Source organism: Photorhabdus aegyptia (assembly GCF_000612035.1).
Taxonomy (GTDB): Bacteria; Pseudomonadota; Gammaproteobacteria; order Enterobacterales; family Enterobacteriaceae; genus Photorhabdus; species Photorhabdus akhurstii.
Genome location: NZ_JFGV01000068.1, coordinates 14,734 through 29,309 on the forward strand (window position 1 = coordinate 14,734; position 14,576 = coordinate 29,309).

Sequence of the window (14,576 nt, forward strand, 5' to 3'; positions counted from 1 at the left end):
ATTACCCCAGAATTTCTTCGACGGATTTACCACGCTTAGCGGCGACCATTTCTGGAGACTTCATGCTGTCTAAAGCATCCAGAGTTGCACGAACCACATTAATAGGGTTAGTGGAACCATAGGTTTTAGCCAGTACGTTATGAACACCAGCCACTTCCAAAACAGCACGCATAGCACCGCCTGCGATGATACCAGTACCTTCGTGAGCAGGCTGCATGAACACACGGGAACCAGTGTGTGCACCTTTTACTGGGTGATACAAAGTGCCGCTGTTCAGTGCGACGGTTTTCATATTGCGACGGGCTTTTTCCATCGCTTTCTGGATTGCTGCCGGAACTTCGCGTGCTTTGCCGTAGCCAAAACCAACGCGACCATTACCATCACCTACAACAGTTAGTGCGGTAAAGCTGAAAATCCGGCCACCTTTTACGGTTTTAGATACGCGATTTACCGCAATCAGCTTTTCCTGCAGTTCGCCAGCTTGTTTTTCGATGTGAGCCATCTTACACCTCTACCTTAGAACTGAAGGCCAGCTTCACGGGCAGCATCTGCCAGTGCCTGGACTCGACCATGATATTGGAAACCAGAGCGGTCAAAGGATACATCTTTAATACCTTTTTCCAACGCACGTTCAGCAATTGCTTTGCCAACTGCTGCTGCTGCTTCTTTATTTCCAGTGTATTTCAGTTGCTCATTGATAGCTTTTTCTGTAGTAGAAGCTGCCACCAAAGTTTCAGAACCGTTTGGTGCGATAACCTGCGCATAAATATGGCGAGGGGTACGATGTACCACCAGGCGAGTTGCACCCAGTTCCTGGAGCTTGCGGCGTGCGCGGGTCGCACGACGGATACGAGCTGCTTTCTTATCCATAGTGTTACCTTACTTCTTCTTAGCCTCTTTGATACGCACGACTTCGTCGGCGTAACGAACACCCTTACCTTTATAAGGCTCAGGACGACGATAGGCACGCAGTTCTGCCGCAACCTGACCGATTACCTGTTTATCAGCACCCTTTAGTACGATTTCAGTTTGTGACGGACATTCTGCAGTAATGCCTGCTGGCAGTTCGTGGTCAACTGGATGTGAGAAGCCCAGAGACATGTTGACAACATTGCCTTTGACTACTGCACGATAACCAACACCTACCAGTTGAAGCTTCTTAGTGAAGCCTTCGGTAACACCGATAACCATAGCATTCAGCAAAGAACGAGTTGTACCCGCCTGTGCCCAACCACCAACATAACCATCGCGTGGAGCGAAGGTGAGTTGATTATCTGCATGCTTAACTTCAACTGCGCTGTGGATTGTACGACTTAGCTCGCCGTTTTTACCCTTAATCGAAATAACCTGACCGTCGAGTTTTACCTCTACGCCGGCAGGAATAACGACGGGTGCTTTTGCAACACGAGACATTCTTTCCTCCCGAATTAAGCTACGTAGCAGAGAATCTCGCCACCAAGACCAGCTTGGCGAGCTGCACGATCAGTCATTACACCTTTAGAGGTAGAAACAACAGCGATACCCAAGCCAGCCATAACTTGTGGCAGCTCATCTTTTTTCTTATAGATGCGCAGACTTGGGCGGCTTACACGCTGAATACTTTCTACAACAGCCTTACCTTGGAAGTATTTCAGTACTAATTCCAGTTCTGGCTTGGTGTCGCCTTCAATTTTATAATCTTCAATATAACCTTCTTCCTTCAGCACTTTGGCAATTGCCACTTTCAGCTTGGAGGAAGGCATGGTGACCGCAACTTTATTCGCGGCCTGACCGTTACGGATACGGGTCAGCATATCCGCGATGGGATCTTGCATGCTCATCTGTCTTTACTCCCGTGATTCAATTGGTGACAATTACCAGCTAGCCTTTTTAAGGCCCGGAATTTCACCGCGCATGGCGGCTTCACGGACTTTAATTCGGCTCAACCCAAACTTCCGCAAAAACGCATGCGGACGACCAGTTTGGCGGCAGCGGTTACGCTGACGAGAAGGGCTGGAATCACGTGGCAGTGTTTGCAGCTTGAGAACAGCATTCCAACGCTCTTCATCAGATGCATTCACATCAGAAATGATAGCTCTCAATTCCACACGTTTAGTGAAGAATTTTTCAGCTAATTTCGCACGTTTTACATCACGTGCTTTCATTGATTGCTTAGCCATGAATACCCTGCCTTACTTGCGGAACGGGAAGTTAAAAGCAGCCAAAAGTGCGCGGCCTTCATCATCAGATTTCGCAGTTGTGGTGATAGTAATATCCAGACCACGAACACGATCCACTTTATCGTAATCGATTTCAGGGAAGATGATTTGCTCACGTACACCCATGCTGTAATTGCCACGACCATCAAATGACTTCGCAGACAAACCACGGAAGTCACGAATACGAGGTACAGCAATAGAAATCAGGCGCTCAAGAAACTCCCACATACGTTCACCACGCAGGGTCACTTTACAGCCGATTGGATAGCCCTGACGGATTTTGAAGCCTGCAACTGATTTGCGTGCTTTGGTGATTAATGGTTTTTGACCAGAAATTGCTGCCAGATCCGCTGCTGCATTATCCAGCAGTTTCTTATCAGCGATCGCTTCACCAACACCCATGTTCAGGGTGATCTTCTCGACCCGAGGGACTTGCATGACAGAATTGTAGCCAAACTGAGTCATCAGTTTTTGGACTACCTCGTCTTTGTAGTAATCATGCAGTTTCGCCATCGTATTACTCCAAATTACTTGATAGTTTCGCTGTTAGATTTAAAGAAACGAACTTTTTTTCCGTCTTCAAATCTAAAACCTACACGGTCAGCCTTACCGGTTGCCGCATTGAAGATCGCAACGTTTGAAACCTGGATTGCAGCTTCTTTTTCAACGATGCCACCTGGTTGGTTCAGAGCCGGAACTGGCTTCTGATGTTTTTTAACCAAGTTGATACCTTCAACAATGACTTTCCCAGTAGAAAGAACCTGTTTTACTTTACCGCGCTTACCTTTATCTTTTCCAGTCAACACGATAACTTCGTCATCACGACGGATTTTCGCTGCCATTGTTCGCTCCTTAGAGTACTTCTGGTGCCAGGGAGATAATTTTCATGAACTTTTCATTACGAAGTTCACGAGTTACCGGCCCAAAAATACGCGTACCGATAACTTGCTCACTTGTGTTGTTTAACAACACGCAAGCATTGCCATCGAAGCGAATGACAGAACCGTCAGGGCGACGAACACCCTTCTTGGTGCGCACCACTACCGCTTTCAGGACATCACCTTTTTTCACTTTACCACGAGGAATTGCTTCCTTGATGGTGACTTTTATGATGTCGCCGACGTGTGCATAGCGACGGTGCGAGCCACCCAGAACCTTGATACACATTACGCGACGTGCACCGGAGTTGTCGGCCACGTTCAGCATAGTCTGTTCTTGGATCATTTTAGTGCTCCGCTAAATGTCAACTACTACTGAGCCCACTTCACTACTATAATTTAGTATGAAGAGGCCGTTCAGATACCCCATATCACGAGGGCGCGGCATTATAACACCACATCTCAGATATAGATAGAAAAAATAAACGGCTCATCGCCTGAGCCGTTTACTCTATTCGAGCCAGCTTACAGAATCGCTTTCTCTACAACGCGAACTAAAGTCCAAGATTTAGTTTTGGACAGTGGACGAGTTTCGCGGATTTCCACCACATCACCAATGCCACATTCATTGTTCTCGTCATGTACATGCAGTTTAGTCGTACGTTTGATGAATTTACCATACAGAGGGTGTTTCACCTTACGCTCAATAGCAACAACAATAGATTTCTCCATTTTGTCACTTACAACACGACCTTGCAGAGTACGGATTTTATCGGTCATTACGCACCCGCCTTCTCAGTCAATAAAGTCTTAACGCGTGCGATATTACGACGCACTTGTTTCAACAGATGAGACTGTTGTAGCTGGCCACTTGCAGCCTGCATGCGCAGGTTAAATTGTTCACGCAGCAAATTCAGCAGCTCAGTGTTCAGCTCTTCAACGCTTTTTTCGCGCAGCTCTTGTGCTTTCATTACATCACCGTCTTAGTTACAAAGGTGGTCTTGATAGGCAGTTTCGCTGCTGCCAGCTTGAATGCTTCACGAGCCAGCTCTTCAGGCACACCGTCCATTTCATAAAGGACTTTACCAGGCTGGATCAAGGCAACCCAATATTCTACGTTACCTTTACCTTTACCCATACGCACTTCGAGTGGCTTTTCAGTGATAGGCTTGTCTGGAAATACACGTATCCAGATTTTACCTTGACGTTTAATTGCACGAGTCATAGCACGACGTGCCGCTTCAATCTGACGTGCCGTCAGACGGCCACGGCCCACAGCTTTCAGACCGAAAGTGCCGAAGCTAACATCCGCACCTGCTGCCAGGCCACGGTTACGGCCTTTGTGCATTTTACGGAATTTCGTACGCTTTGGTTGTAACATCAGCGACTCTCCTTACTTGCGGCCTTTACGCTGCTGCTTTTTCGGTTGTGCAGCCGGTTTTTCCGCCTGTTCAACAGCAGCCATACCACCCAAGATCTCACCTTTGAAGATCCATACCTTAACGCCGAGTACACCATAAGTGGTGTGCGCTTCTGAAGTGTTATAGTCGATATCTGCACGCAGTGTGTGCAACGGTACACGACCTTCACGATACCATTCAGTACGCGCGATTTCAGCACCGCCTAAACGGCCACTGACTTCCACTTTAATGCCTTTAGCGCCCAAACGCATCGCATTCTGGACTGCGCGCTTCATAGCGCGACGGAACATAACACGACGTTCTAGCTGTGAAGTAATACTGTCAGCAACCAGTTTCGCGTCCAGTTCAGGCTTACGCACTTCAGAGATATTAATTTGCGCAGGAACACCAGCGATTTCCGCTACAGTTTTACGCAGTTTTTCTACGTCTTCACCTTTCTTACCGATTACAATACCTGGGCGAGCAGTGTGAATAGTTACACGAATACTTTTAGCAGGACGTTCAATAACAATGCGTGAAATAGACGCTTTTGCCAGTTCTTTATTCAAGTACTGGCGGACTTTAAAATCGCTGTCTAGGTTGTCAGCGAATTCTTTAGTATTCGCATACCAGGTAGAGTTCCAAGGTTTGACAATACCCAGGCGAATACCATTAGGATGTACTTTCTGACCCATTGCTAGTCTCCAGAGTCTCAGCGATCGGACACAACCACAGTAATGTGGCTGCTGCGCTTCAGGATGCGATCTGCACGACCTTTTGCACGAGGCATAATACGCTTCATGGTCGGGCCTTCGTCTACGAAAATCTTCGTGACCTTCAGATCATCAATGTCAGCACCATCGTTGTGTTCTGCATTAGCAATAGCAGACTCAAGTACTTTCTTCACTAAACCAGCAGCTTTCTTATTGGTATAGGTCAGAGTTTCCAGAGCTTGCGACACTTTCTTACCGCGAATCAGGTCAGCTACAAGGCGAACCTTCTGAGCAGAAGAACGAGCGTGGCGATGTTTAGCGATAGTTTCCATCTCTTCCTCCTACCTTAGCGCTTTTTAGCCTTTTTATCGGCCGCATGGCCGCGATAAGTACGGGTCGGCGCGAATTCACCTAGTTTATGACCAACCATTTCGTCGGAAACAAAAACTGGTACATGCTGACGACCATTATGGACAGCGATGGTCAAACCGATCATGTTAGGAAAGATCGTTGAACGACGGGACCAAGTCTTAATAGGCTTTTTGTCTCCGCTTTCCACCGCTTTCTCTACCTTCTTCAGCAAGTGCAGGTCGATAAATGGACCTTTCTTGAGAGAACGTGGCATGGTTTATCCTCTAATTATTTTTTAGTACGGCGACGTACGATGAACTGATCAGTACGTTTATTACTACGGGTCTTCTTACCTTTAGTTTGAACACCCCAAGGAGTTACAGGATGTTTACCAAAGTTACGACCTTCACCACCACCATGTGGGTGATCTACCGGGTTCATCGCCGTACCACGAACGGTAGGACGAATGCCGCGCCAGCGACTTGCACCAGCTTTACCCAGAACACGTAGCATATGTTCTGCATTACCAACTTCACCTAAAGTGGCGCGGCAATCAGACAGAACTTTACGCATTTCACCAGAACGCAGACGCAAAGTTACATAAGAACCATCACGGGCAACGATCTGAACGTATGCACCAGCGGAACGAGCCAACTGACCACCTTTACCCGGCTTCATTTCTACGTTATGTACGGTAGAACCAACAGGGATATTGCGCATTGGCAATGCGTTACCAGTTTTGATAGCTGCGTCAGCACCAGATTGGATCTGATCACCAGCTTTCAGACCCTTAGGCGCAAGGATATAACGACGTTCACCATCTTTATACAGAACCAGGGCGATATTCGCTGAACGGTTTGGATCATATTCCAAACGCTCAACTACAGCAGGGATACCATCTTTATTACGTTTAAAGTCAATCAAACGATAGTGCTGCTTGTGGCCACCACCAATGTGACGAGTGGTAATACGGCCATTGTTGTTACGACCACCGGTTTTGCTGCTTTTTTCCAGCAATGGAGCATAAGGTTTACCCTTATGCAGCTCAGGGTTAACCACTTTAACAACGTGGCGACGGCCCGGAGACGTAGGTTTACATTTAACAATTGCCATTGTTCTTTACTCCTCCGACTTACTCTGCACCACCGATGAAGTCCATATTCTGGCCTTCCTTCAGTGTGACATAAGCTTTTTTCCAGTCGCTACGACGACCAATACGCTGACCGTGACGTTTAGTTTTGCCTTTAACCAGCAAAGTGTTAACACCTTCAACTTCGACTTCAAACAGTCTCTGCACAGCAGCTTTGATTTCTGCTTTAGTCGCGTCTTTCGCAACTTTGAGAACGATGGTGTTGCTCTTTTCCATCGCTGTAGAAGCTTTTTCAGATACGTGCGGCGCGCGCAGTACTTTCAGCAGACGTTCTTCACGGATCATGCCAGCATCTCCTCAACTTGCTTCACAGCATCAGCAGTCATAACCACTTTATCGAAGGCGATCAAGCTAACTGGATCAATACCAGCTACATCACGAACATCAACCTTATACAGGTTGCGAGCTGCTAAGAACAAATTCTCATCAACTTCATGAGTGATAATCAGCACATCTTCCAGAGCCATCTCTTTCAGTTTCTGAACCAGAAGCTTGGTTTTAGGAGCTTCTACAGAAAACTTCTCGACAACGATCAAACGATCTTGACGTACCAGTTCAGACAGGATGCTTTTTAAAGCACCACGGTACATTTTCTTATTAACTTTTTGACTGTGGTCCTGTGGCTTAGCTGCAAAAGTTACACCACCAGAGCGCCAAATTGGGCTCTTAATAGAACCAGAACGTGCACGGCCAGTGCCTTTCTGACGCCATGGCTTCTTACCTGAACCAGAAACTTCAGCACGGGTTTTCTGAGCACGAGTACCTTGACGTGCACCAGCTGCGTAAGCAACAACTACTTGATGCACAAGCGCTTCATTGAAATCACGCCCGAAGGTAGTTTCGGAAACAGTCAGCGCGCCTTGCGCGTCTTTCATTACCAATTCCATTCCTATCTCCTCGACGTTACGCCTTGACAGCCGGTTTTACGATCAGGTTGCCGCCAGTCGCACCTGGAACAGCACCTTTGACCAGCAGCAGGTTGCGCTCAGCGTCAACACGTACTACATCCAAGCTTTGAACAGTTACACGTTCATTACCCAGTTGGCCTGCCATTTTCTTGCCTTTAAATACCTTGCCCGGAGTTTGGTTCTGACCAATAGAACCCGGAACACGATGAGACAAAGAGTTACCGTGGCTAGCATCTTGGGTACGGAAGTTCCAGCGCTTAACAGTACCAGCAAAACCTTTACCTTTAGATGTACCAGTAACGTCGACTTTCTTAACGTCAGCGAAAATTTCAACGCTAATACTTTGACCTACAGCATATTCTTCGCCTTCAGACAGACGGAATTCACGCAGGATACGGCCAGCTTCAACGCCAGCTTTAGCGAAATGACCTGCTTCAGGTTTGTTTATACGGTTAGCTTTTTTGCTACCAGTAGTAACCTGAATTGCACGATAACCATCACTATCCAGATCTTTAATCTGAGTCACTCGGTTATCTTCAATTTCGATAACAGTTACAGGGATAGAAACGCCATCTTCAGTGAAGATACGAGTCATACCCACTTTTTTACCGACTAAACCAATCATTGTTTCAACCTCTCAATCGTTCAATGACCTGATTAACCCAGGCTGATCTGCACGTCTACACCGGCAGCCAGATCCAGACGCATCAGAGCATCAACGGTTTTCTCGGTTGGCTCAACGATGTCAACCAGACGCTTATGAGTACGAATTTCGTACTGATCACGCGCATCTTTATTAACATGCGGAGAAATCAGAACGGTAAAACGCTCTTTACGAGTCGGCAGCGGGATCGGACCACGAACCTGCGCACCAGTACGCTTAGCGGTCTCGACAATTTCCGCAGTTGATTGATCGATCAAACGATGATCAAATGCTTTCAGGCGAATACGGATTCTTTGGTTCTGCATGAGACCAGAGCTCCAACTATTTTATAAACGTAAATAATTACTCCTCGTACCCATTTCGATTGACGGGAGAGTGTAATCGTTCAATATATAACCCCCCTATCGGGGGTATTTTAAATGGCAGAAAAACAATACTGCACATTTACTGGTTATCAAACCAGACTTACACGTAAGTAAGACCGCATATTATACGCAAATCAATTAACAAAGCAAGATACAGATGAAGATTTGTCCAGAATAGAATCAAAGGAGCGTAAACAAGATGCCCTAACCTAACAGATAGGGCATTTTTTCGTACCTATTCTCCTTCAAGGATCTGTGCTTGAGTATAATTTTGAATCCCCATACGTTCAATTAATTCAAATTGAGTTTCCAACCAATCAATGTGTTCTTCTTCTTCATCTAGGACATCGATCATCAAATCACGGCTAACATAGTCATGAATCGAATCAGCATAAGTAATTGCTTCTTTCAAATCTCTAGCTCCCTGCAATTCGAGCTGTAAGTCAGATTTGAGCATTTCTTCGATATCTTCTCCGATGTTAAGTTTTCCTAGATCCTGCAAATTAGGAATTCCTTCAAGAAAAAGGATACGTTCGATGTACCTATCAGCATGCTTCATTTCATCGATAGATTCATGATATTCCTTATCATTCAGGCGGGTAAGGCCCCAGTTTTTGAACATCCGGGCATGTAGAAAATATTGATTAATTGCAACAAGCTCATTTCCAAGAAGTTTATTCAAATGAGCAATCATTTTTTTATCACCTTTCATAGTTTACTCCTCCGCTTCCAGTACTTAAAGTGTAGTACCTATTCCGCAGAGTAGTAGTAAACTTATCTCTTTTTTATCAAGCAACGTTATCTATCTTAGGCAGCTGTGCAATTTCCTCATTAATTAGCTCTCGGGCTTGGCGTATGCATTTGCCACAATCACGGCCTACAGGCACAATACGTTTTAGTTCTTTAATAGAGTGAATATGATGTTGACGCACCGCGTTACGTATTGTTTTGTCACTCACCGCATTACATAGGCAGACATACATAAATAACACTCTCTGGTACACATTATAGCGCATATTAAATAATAATGAGTCTCATTTCAATAATCATTCGCATTTTAATTTACTGATTCAGGTTCTTCCGAATATCCTTTAGCTTCGTTAAATGGAAGTAGTTCTCTCATTTATGTAATATTTTGATTATTAATACTTTTATCCCTATCGGGAGCTTTCTTAAACTTATTCCATCCTAAAACTATCTCCTACATCAGCAACCCTCTTCGTTGGTATCCCCTCCTTTCGTTAGGGCATACCAACAGATGCAGAACAAACATGAGTCAAATATTACTACCTGTATATAAAAGAAAAGATGACTCATCTAAGTTTGAAGACAAATGCTTATTCGGGAAAATCACGAGGTGGGGGGTTGGTTACCGCTAACGTATTCTACAGATGAATGATGAATATATACTCTAAGAATACCCTAGCAGAACAGCCAGATAACGATAACACCGGTAGGAACAAGCAGCCGAAATCAAAAACTTAAGACACTAAGAGATAACCGAATGGGATGGTTCATACAGGGAATTTAAGGAAAGGTGATATCCATTAAAACACTAACTAACAGACACCTAGCGTAGCACAACCAAGTGTCTGTCCTAAAACAAGTCAGAATACAAACCTGTCCTAAAGTTAGGTACTTAATTCTTAGCTATTAAGCAATAATTTTAGCAACAACACCAGCACCTACAGTACGGCCGCCTTCACGGATAGCGAAGCGCAGACCCTGGTCCATTGCGATTGGCGCAATCAGAGTCACTTTCATCTGAATGTTATCGCCTGGCATCACCATTTCCACGCCTTCTGGCAGCTCGATTGTCCCGGTTACATCAGTTGTACGGAAGTAGAACTGTGGACGGTAGCCTTTGAAGAATGGCGTATGACGGCCGCCTTCGTCTTTGCTCAGAATATAAACTTCTGATTCGAAAGTGGTGTGCGGCTTGATTGAACCCGGTTTTGCCAGTACCTGACCACGTTCGATTTCGTCACGTTTGGTACCACGCAGCAGAACGCCCACGTTCTCACCCGCACGGCCTTCGTCCAGCAGTTTGCGGAACATTTCTACACCAGTACACGTGGTTTTCGTTGTGTCTTTGATACCAACGATTTCAACTTCTTCACCCACTTTAACAATACCGCGCTCTACACGACCGGTTACCACGGTACCACGGCCTGAAATCGAGAATACGTCTTCGATTGGCAGCAGGAATGGCTGGTCGATTGCACGCTCTGGTTCTGGGATGTAGCTGTCTAGGGCATCGGCCAGTTCAATGATCTTCGCTTCCCACTCTGCATCGCCTTCCAGCGCTTTCAGCGCGGAACCACGGATAACCGGGGTATCGTCGCCTGGGAAATCGTACTGAGACAGCAGCTCACGCACTTCCATCTCAACCAGTTCCAGCAGCTCTTCGTCATCTACCATGTCACATTTGTTCAGGAATACGATGATATAAGGAACGCCTACCTGACGACCTAACAGGATGTGCTCACGAGTCTGCGGCATTGGGCCGTCAGTCGCAGCAACCACCAGGATTGCGCCGTCCATCTGAGCCGCGCCGGTGATCATGTTTTTCACATAGTCGGCGTGGCCTGGGCAGTCAACGTGCGCATAGTGACGGCTTGGGGTGTCGTATTCTACGTGAGAAGTAGAGATGGTGATACCACGCGCTTTTTCTTCTGGCGCGTTATCGATTTGGTCGAATGCACGAGCGTTACCACCGTAGGTTTTAGCCAGTACAGTAGTGATAGCAGCAGTCAGGGTAGTTTTACCGTGGTCAACGTGGCCGATAGTACCAACGTTAACGTGCGGTTTTGTACGTTCAAACTTTTCTTTAGACATTAGATTGTCCCTCTAAGACACGGAATCGGTGGTTCCACCACATCAACCAAGCAGTTGCTCGTTGAATATCGTTTACAGGAATAAAATCGGGAGACAAGGACATTAAGGAAGTGGTGCTGATAGGCAGATTCGAACTGCCGACCTCACCCTTACCAAGGGTGTGCTCTACCAACTGAGCTATATCAGCACATCTTGGAGCGGGCAGCGGGAATCGAACCCGCATCATCAGCTTGGAAGGCTGAGGTAATAGCCATTATACGATGCCCGCATTGAACTCGGCTACCTGAATTTAATCAGCTGTACGTTGATCTCAATATACTTTGCTTCTAACGAAAACCAAAAGAATATCAAGACTAAATCTGATTTTTGGTGGTGGGGGAAGGATTCGAACCTTCGAAGTCTGTGACGGCAGATTTACAGTCTGCTCCCTTTGGCCGCTCGGGAACCCCACCTTATTCCAAATTTTTAATGGTGCCGGCACCAAGAATCGAACTCGGGACCTACTGATTACAAGTCAGTTGCTCTACCAACTGAGCTATGCCGGCATCAAGTGCTGCGCATTCTAGGCAGTGTGAACGCACTATGCAACAAAAAAATCGCTTTCCTTGACCATTCGGTCACAAAACGCTCATTTTTATTCAATAAGCTGTTTTTTTCAAAATATTTAGCTCAAATAATAAACCAAAACTACCTGTAATTATTAAGGAACTGATTTCTGTACCCAATAAAACATGATTAGTCACTTCATTTTGTGTCATTCAAATGTCCATCATGATAAACAAACAGCTAAAGCTAACATTAAGTAAAGCAACTCAATTTTTTACGATTCTGCATTTCTTACAAAAAAAACTGCTAAAAATATAAAAAAACCTACGCCTGCCGCTCATCAGTCGATATCATGCGATTTATTTTTTGTCGGGTACAGGTTGTTTATTGCAACTTGTCCAACCTGCACAAACAGGCAGATTTTGGTTTATGAATAAAAAAGAACCTTTTTTGGCTACTCCATATTTGCAATTCAATCGTGAACAATGGGCAACCTTACGTGATTCAGTTCCACTGACATTAACAAAAGAAGAATTAATTGATCTAAAAGGAATCAATGAAGAAATTTCTTTAGAAGAAGTTGTTGAGATTTATCTTCCTTTATCTCGCTTGCTCAATTTTTATATTAGTTCCAATTTACGTCGTCAAGCAGTGCTCGAACAATTTCTAGGTACCGATGGACAAAAAGTCCCTTATGTCATAGGAATTGCTGGCAGTGTTGCCGTTGGTAAAAGTACCACTGCACGTCTATTGCAAGCCCTTCTGAGTCGTTGGCCTGAACACCGAAGTGTAGAATTAATTACTACAGATGGTTTTCTACATTCTAACAGTGTACTGAATGAACGTGGGCTGATGAAAAAGAAAGGATTTCCTCAATCATATGATATGCATAGCTTAGTGAAATTTGTAGCTGATATTAAATCGGGGTCTAAACAAGTATCCGCACCAGTTTACTCTCATCTTACCTATGATATCGTACCAAACGAGCAAAAACTTATTAAACAACCAGACATTTTGATTCTAGAGGGTTTGAATGTATTACAAAGCGGTATGGATTATCCTCATGATCCACACCATGTATTTGTCTCTGATTTTGTCGACTTTTCTATCTACGTCGATGCACCAGAAAAATTACTCAAGAGTTGGTATATCAGTCGTTTTTTAAAATTCCGCCAAGGTGCTTTTTCCGATCCAGACTCTTATTTCCACAGCTATTCCAAGCTATCAGAAGAAGAAGCCATAAATACTGCATCTGATATCTGGCAAGAGATCAATGGACTAAATTTGCGACAAAATATTTTACCAACTCGAGAACGCGCAAGCCTAATCATGACAAAAGGTACTAACCACACTATTGAAAGCGTAAGGCTACGTAAGTAAAAATAGTTTCCAAACCCGGAAGACATTTCTCTTCCGGTCATTTCTAACAGCCTCTTAAAGAAATTTCCCCGCCGATATATGGGGTTATAACACCATTCTGATCAAGTAACAAAGCGCCTTGCTGATTAATACCCCTAGCTATACCATACACTTCCTGCCTACCAATAATTAATTTTACCGATCTATCCATAAAATTATCTAACTCAAACCACCTAGAAACAAATGAAGACAAACCTTCATTTTCAAACTGAATTAGAGCTTTCCTTAGATCAAGTATTATTTCTACAGCCAATTTATTACGATCAATTTCAATTCCTGATTGCAACAAATTAATCCATTGCTGATTAATAGATTCTTCGTCCTTATGATCCATCGAAATATTTATACCCGCACCTATCACAACCTGAGCAGCATCACCAGTCTTTCCTATTAGTTCAACTAAGATTCCTGCTAATTTCTTATCATCAAGATACAAATCATTTGGCCATTTTACCCTAATTCTATCAGCGCCAAGTCGATGTAATACTTCAGCAATAACAATGCCAACAACCAGACTCAATCCGATTGCAGCAGCAGGTCCTTGTTCAAGGCGCCAGTACATAGATAAATAAAGATTTTTACCAAAGGGCGAAACCCATTTCCTTCCACGCCTTCCTCTGCCAGCATACTGGTACTCTGCAACACAAGCATCCCCTGATTTCAAATCAGATAAACGTTCAAGCAAGTACTGATTAGTCGAGTCAATAACTGGCAAAACAGTTATACGATCCTGAGGCAAGTATTGAAAAATAGTAGATTCATCAAGTAACTGCATAGGTGCCATAAGGCTATAACCCTTGCCTGGTGTTGTTTCTAGTTCAATTCCCCATTCACGGATTGTCTGTATATGTTTATTAATTCCAGCTCTACTCATCCCTAAATCTTTTCCCAACTGTTGGCCGGAATGAACGTCACCGTCAGACAAAATCTTAATCAACTGTAATGGCACGGTTATATCTTTCATGAAATACATTCCACAGCATCAATTTCGCCTTTAGTACCAATAAAACGAACCTCCGGTTCAAGTAATACACCAAACTTACTTATCACTTGCTGGCGAATGTAGGCAGCCAATGAAACTATATCCTCGCCTGTAGCATTTTCCTGATTTATCAATACCAAAGCTTGTCTAAGATGCACAGATGC

24 protein-coding genes, 4 tRNA genes and 1 pseudogene are annotated in these 14,576 nt (G+C 44.6%); 1 reads left to right on the plus strand and 28 read right to left on the minus strand.

Features of this window, described 5'->3' with window-relative positions; all coding sequences use genetic code 11:
- Position 1 precedes the first annotated feature (1 nt).
- The 26 genes from rpsE to BA1DRAFT_RS17895 all read right to left on the minus strand — a co-directional run bounded on the left by rpsE (position 2) and on the right by BA1DRAFT_RS17895 (position 12,010).
- Positions 2-502, minus strand: a complete 501-nt coding sequence (gene rpsE / locus BA1DRAFT_RS17770) for a 30S ribosomal protein S5 (RefSeq protein ID WP_036781881.1) — start codon at positions 500-502, stop codon at positions 2-4.
- A 14-nt stretch (positions 503-516) separates the two neighbouring features.
- Positions 517-870, minus strand: coding sequence for a 50S ribosomal protein L18 (gene rplR, locus BA1DRAFT_RS17775; RefSeq protein WP_011148779.1), 354 nt, complete (start codon positions 868-870; stop codon positions 517-519).
- Between the two features lie 9 nt (positions 871-879).
- Positions 880-1,413, minus strand: coding sequence for a 50S ribosomal protein L6 (rplF, locus tag BA1DRAFT_RS17780; protein WP_036781883.1), 534 nt, complete (start codon positions 1,411-1,413; stop codon positions 880-882).
- 14 nt (positions 1,414-1,427) lie between these two features.
- Positions 1,428-1,820 (minus strand): 30S ribosomal protein S8, encoded by a 393-nt coding sequence (gene rpsH / locus BA1DRAFT_RS17785; protein WP_011148781.1) that lies wholly within the window; start codon positions 1,818-1,820, stop codon positions 1,428-1,430.
- Between the two features lie 33 nt (positions 1,821-1,853).
- A complete protein-coding gene (rpsN, locus tag BA1DRAFT_RS17790) occupies positions 1,854-2,159 on the minus strand; it encodes a 30S ribosomal protein S14 (RefSeq protein ID WP_036781885.1) in 306 nt (101 codons plus the stop codon).
- A gap of 12 nt (positions 2,160-2,171) precedes the next feature.
- Positions 2,172-2,711 (minus strand): 50S ribosomal protein L5, encoded by a 540-nt coding sequence (rplE, locus tag BA1DRAFT_RS17795; protein WP_011148783.1) that lies wholly within the window; start codon positions 2,709-2,711, stop codon positions 2,172-2,174.
- A gap of 14 nt (positions 2,712-2,725) precedes the next feature.
- Positions 2,726-3,040, minus strand: a complete 315-nt coding sequence (rplX, locus tag BA1DRAFT_RS17800; protein WP_036781887.1) for a 50S ribosomal protein L24 — start codon at positions 3,038-3,040, stop codon at positions 2,726-2,728.
- Positions 3,041-3,050: 10 nt separating this feature from the next.
- Entirely contained in the window at positions 3,051-3,422 is a 372-nt protein-coding gene (gene rplN / locus BA1DRAFT_RS17805; RefSeq protein ID WP_036781889.1) for a 50S ribosomal protein L14, read from the minus strand.
- Positions 3,423-3,601: 179 nt separating this feature from the next.
- Positions 3,602-3,856: a 30S ribosomal protein S17 gene (gene rpsQ / locus BA1DRAFT_RS17810; RefSeq protein ID WP_011148786.1), complete on the minus strand. Its 255-nt coding sequence runs from the start codon at positions 3,854-3,856 to the stop codon at positions 3,602-3,604.
- Positions 3,856-4,047 carry a 50S ribosomal protein L29 gene (rpmC, locus tag BA1DRAFT_RS17815; RefSeq protein WP_010847484.1) on the minus strand — a complete coding sequence of 64 codons (192 nt, stop codon included), beginning with the start codon at positions 4,045-4,047 and terminating at the stop codon, positions 3,856-3,858. Before rpmC ends, rpsQ begins: the two co-directional genes overlap by 1 nt.
- Complete coding sequence (rplP, locus tag BA1DRAFT_RS17820) at positions 4,047-4,457, minus strand: 50S ribosomal protein L16 (protein WP_011148788.1); 411 nt, start codon at positions 4,455-4,457, stop codon at positions 4,047-4,049. The genes rpmC and rplP overlap by 1 nt, the downstream gene beginning before the upstream one ends.
- 12 nt (positions 4,458-4,469) lie before the next feature.
- A complete protein-coding gene (gene rpsC / locus BA1DRAFT_RS17825; RefSeq protein WP_015836279.1) occupies positions 4,470-5,171 on the minus strand; it encodes a 30S ribosomal protein S3 in 702 nt (233 codons plus the stop codon).
- 17 nt (positions 5,172-5,188) lie between these two features.
- Positions 5,189-5,521 (minus strand): 50S ribosomal protein L22, encoded by a 333-nt coding sequence (gene rplV / locus BA1DRAFT_RS17830; RefSeq protein ID WP_011148790.1) that lies wholly within the window; start codon positions 5,519-5,521, stop codon positions 5,189-5,191.
- A 14-nt stretch (positions 5,522-5,535) separates the two neighbouring features.
- A complete protein-coding gene (gene rpsS, locus BA1DRAFT_RS17835) occupies positions 5,536-5,814 on the minus strand; it encodes a 30S ribosomal protein S19 (protein ID WP_011148791.1) in 279 nt (92 codons plus the stop codon).
- Positions 5,815-5,828: 14 nt separating this feature from the next.
- Entirely contained in the window at positions 5,829-6,653 is an 825-nt protein-coding gene (rplB, locus tag BA1DRAFT_RS17840; RefSeq protein ID WP_036781895.1) for a 50S ribosomal protein L2, read from the minus strand.
- Positions 6,654-6,672: 19 nt separating this feature from the next.
- Positions 6,673-6,975, minus strand: coding sequence for a 50S ribosomal protein L23 (gene rplW / locus BA1DRAFT_RS17845; protein ID WP_036781897.1), 303 nt, complete (start codon positions 6,973-6,975; stop codon positions 6,673-6,675).
- On the minus strand, positions 6,972-7,577 hold the full coding sequence (rplD, locus tag BA1DRAFT_RS17850) for a 50S ribosomal protein L4 (RefSeq protein WP_036781898.1): 606 nt from the start codon (positions 7,575-7,577) through the stop codon (positions 6,972-6,974). Before rplD ends, rplW begins: the two co-directional genes overlap by 4 nt.
- 16 nt (positions 7,578-7,593) lie before the next feature.
- Positions 7,594-8,223: a 50S ribosomal protein L3 gene (gene rplC / locus BA1DRAFT_RS17855; RefSeq protein ID WP_036781900.1), complete on the minus strand. Its 630-nt coding sequence runs from the start codon at positions 8,221-8,223 to the stop codon at positions 7,594-7,596.
- A gap of 32 nt (positions 8,224-8,255) precedes the next feature.
- Positions 8,256-8,567, minus strand: a complete 312-nt coding sequence (gene rpsJ / locus BA1DRAFT_RS17860; RefSeq protein WP_001181005.1) for a 30S ribosomal protein S10 — start codon at positions 8,565-8,567, stop codon at positions 8,256-8,258.
- Between the two features lie 295 nt (positions 8,568-8,862).
- Entirely contained in the window at positions 8,863-9,339 is a 477-nt protein-coding gene (gene bfr, locus BA1DRAFT_RS17865; RefSeq protein WP_036781902.1) for a bacterioferritin, read from the minus strand.
- Positions 9,340-9,415: 76 nt separating this feature from the next.
- Positions 9,416-9,610 (minus strand): bacterioferritin-associated ferredoxin, encoded by a 195-nt coding sequence (bfd, locus tag BA1DRAFT_RS17870; RefSeq protein ID WP_036781904.1) that lies wholly within the window; start codon positions 9,608-9,610, stop codon positions 9,416-9,418.
- A 670-nt stretch (positions 9,611-10,280) separates the two neighbouring features.
- Positions 10,281-11,465, minus strand: coding sequence for an elongation factor Tu (gene tuf, locus BA1DRAFT_RS17875; RefSeq protein ID WP_036779953.1), 1,185 nt, complete (start codon positions 11,463-11,465; stop codon positions 10,281-10,283).
- A 111-nt stretch (positions 11,466-11,576) separates the two neighbouring features.
- Positions 11,577-11,652 (minus strand) — tRNA-Thr (locus BA1DRAFT_RS17880).
- Positions 11,653-11,658: 6 nt separating this feature from the next.
- Positions 11,659-11,733: transfer RNA gene (locus BA1DRAFT_RS17885), tRNA-Gly, on the minus strand.
- A gap of 99 nt (positions 11,734-11,832) precedes the next feature.
- Positions 11,833-11,917, minus strand: a tRNA-Tyr gene (locus tag BA1DRAFT_RS17890).
- 17 nt (positions 11,918-11,934) lie between these two features.
- Positions 11,935-12,010 (minus strand) — tRNA-Thr (locus BA1DRAFT_RS17895).
- Between the two features lie 430 nt (positions 12,011-12,440).
- On the opposite strand from BA1DRAFT_RS17895, the gene coaA reads away from it, so the two are divergent.
- Positions 12,441-13,391 (plus strand): type I pantothenate kinase, encoded by a 951-nt coding sequence (gene coaA / locus BA1DRAFT_RS17900; RefSeq protein ID WP_036781906.1) that lies wholly within the window; start codon positions 12,441-12,443, stop codon positions 13,389-13,391.
- Between the two features lie 43 nt (positions 13,392-13,434).
- On the opposite strand, the gene birA is transcribed toward coaA, so the two are convergent.
- Both birA and BA1DRAFT_RS17910 read right to left on the minus strand, forming a co-directional pair.
- The gene (gene birA / locus BA1DRAFT_RS17905) at positions 13,435-14,394 is read right to left on the minus strand and encodes a bifunctional biotin--[acetyl-CoA-carboxylase] ligase/biotin operon repressor BirA (RefSeq protein WP_036781908.1); all 960 of its coding nucleotides are present in this window, start codon (positions 14,392-14,394) and stop codon (positions 13,435-13,437) included.
- Positions 14,391-14,576: pseudogene (locus tag BA1DRAFT_RS17910) on the minus strand (UDP-N-acetylmuramate dehydrogenase); the annotation flags it as partial. The gene birA and the pseudogene BA1DRAFT_RS17910, both read right to left, overlap by 4 nt.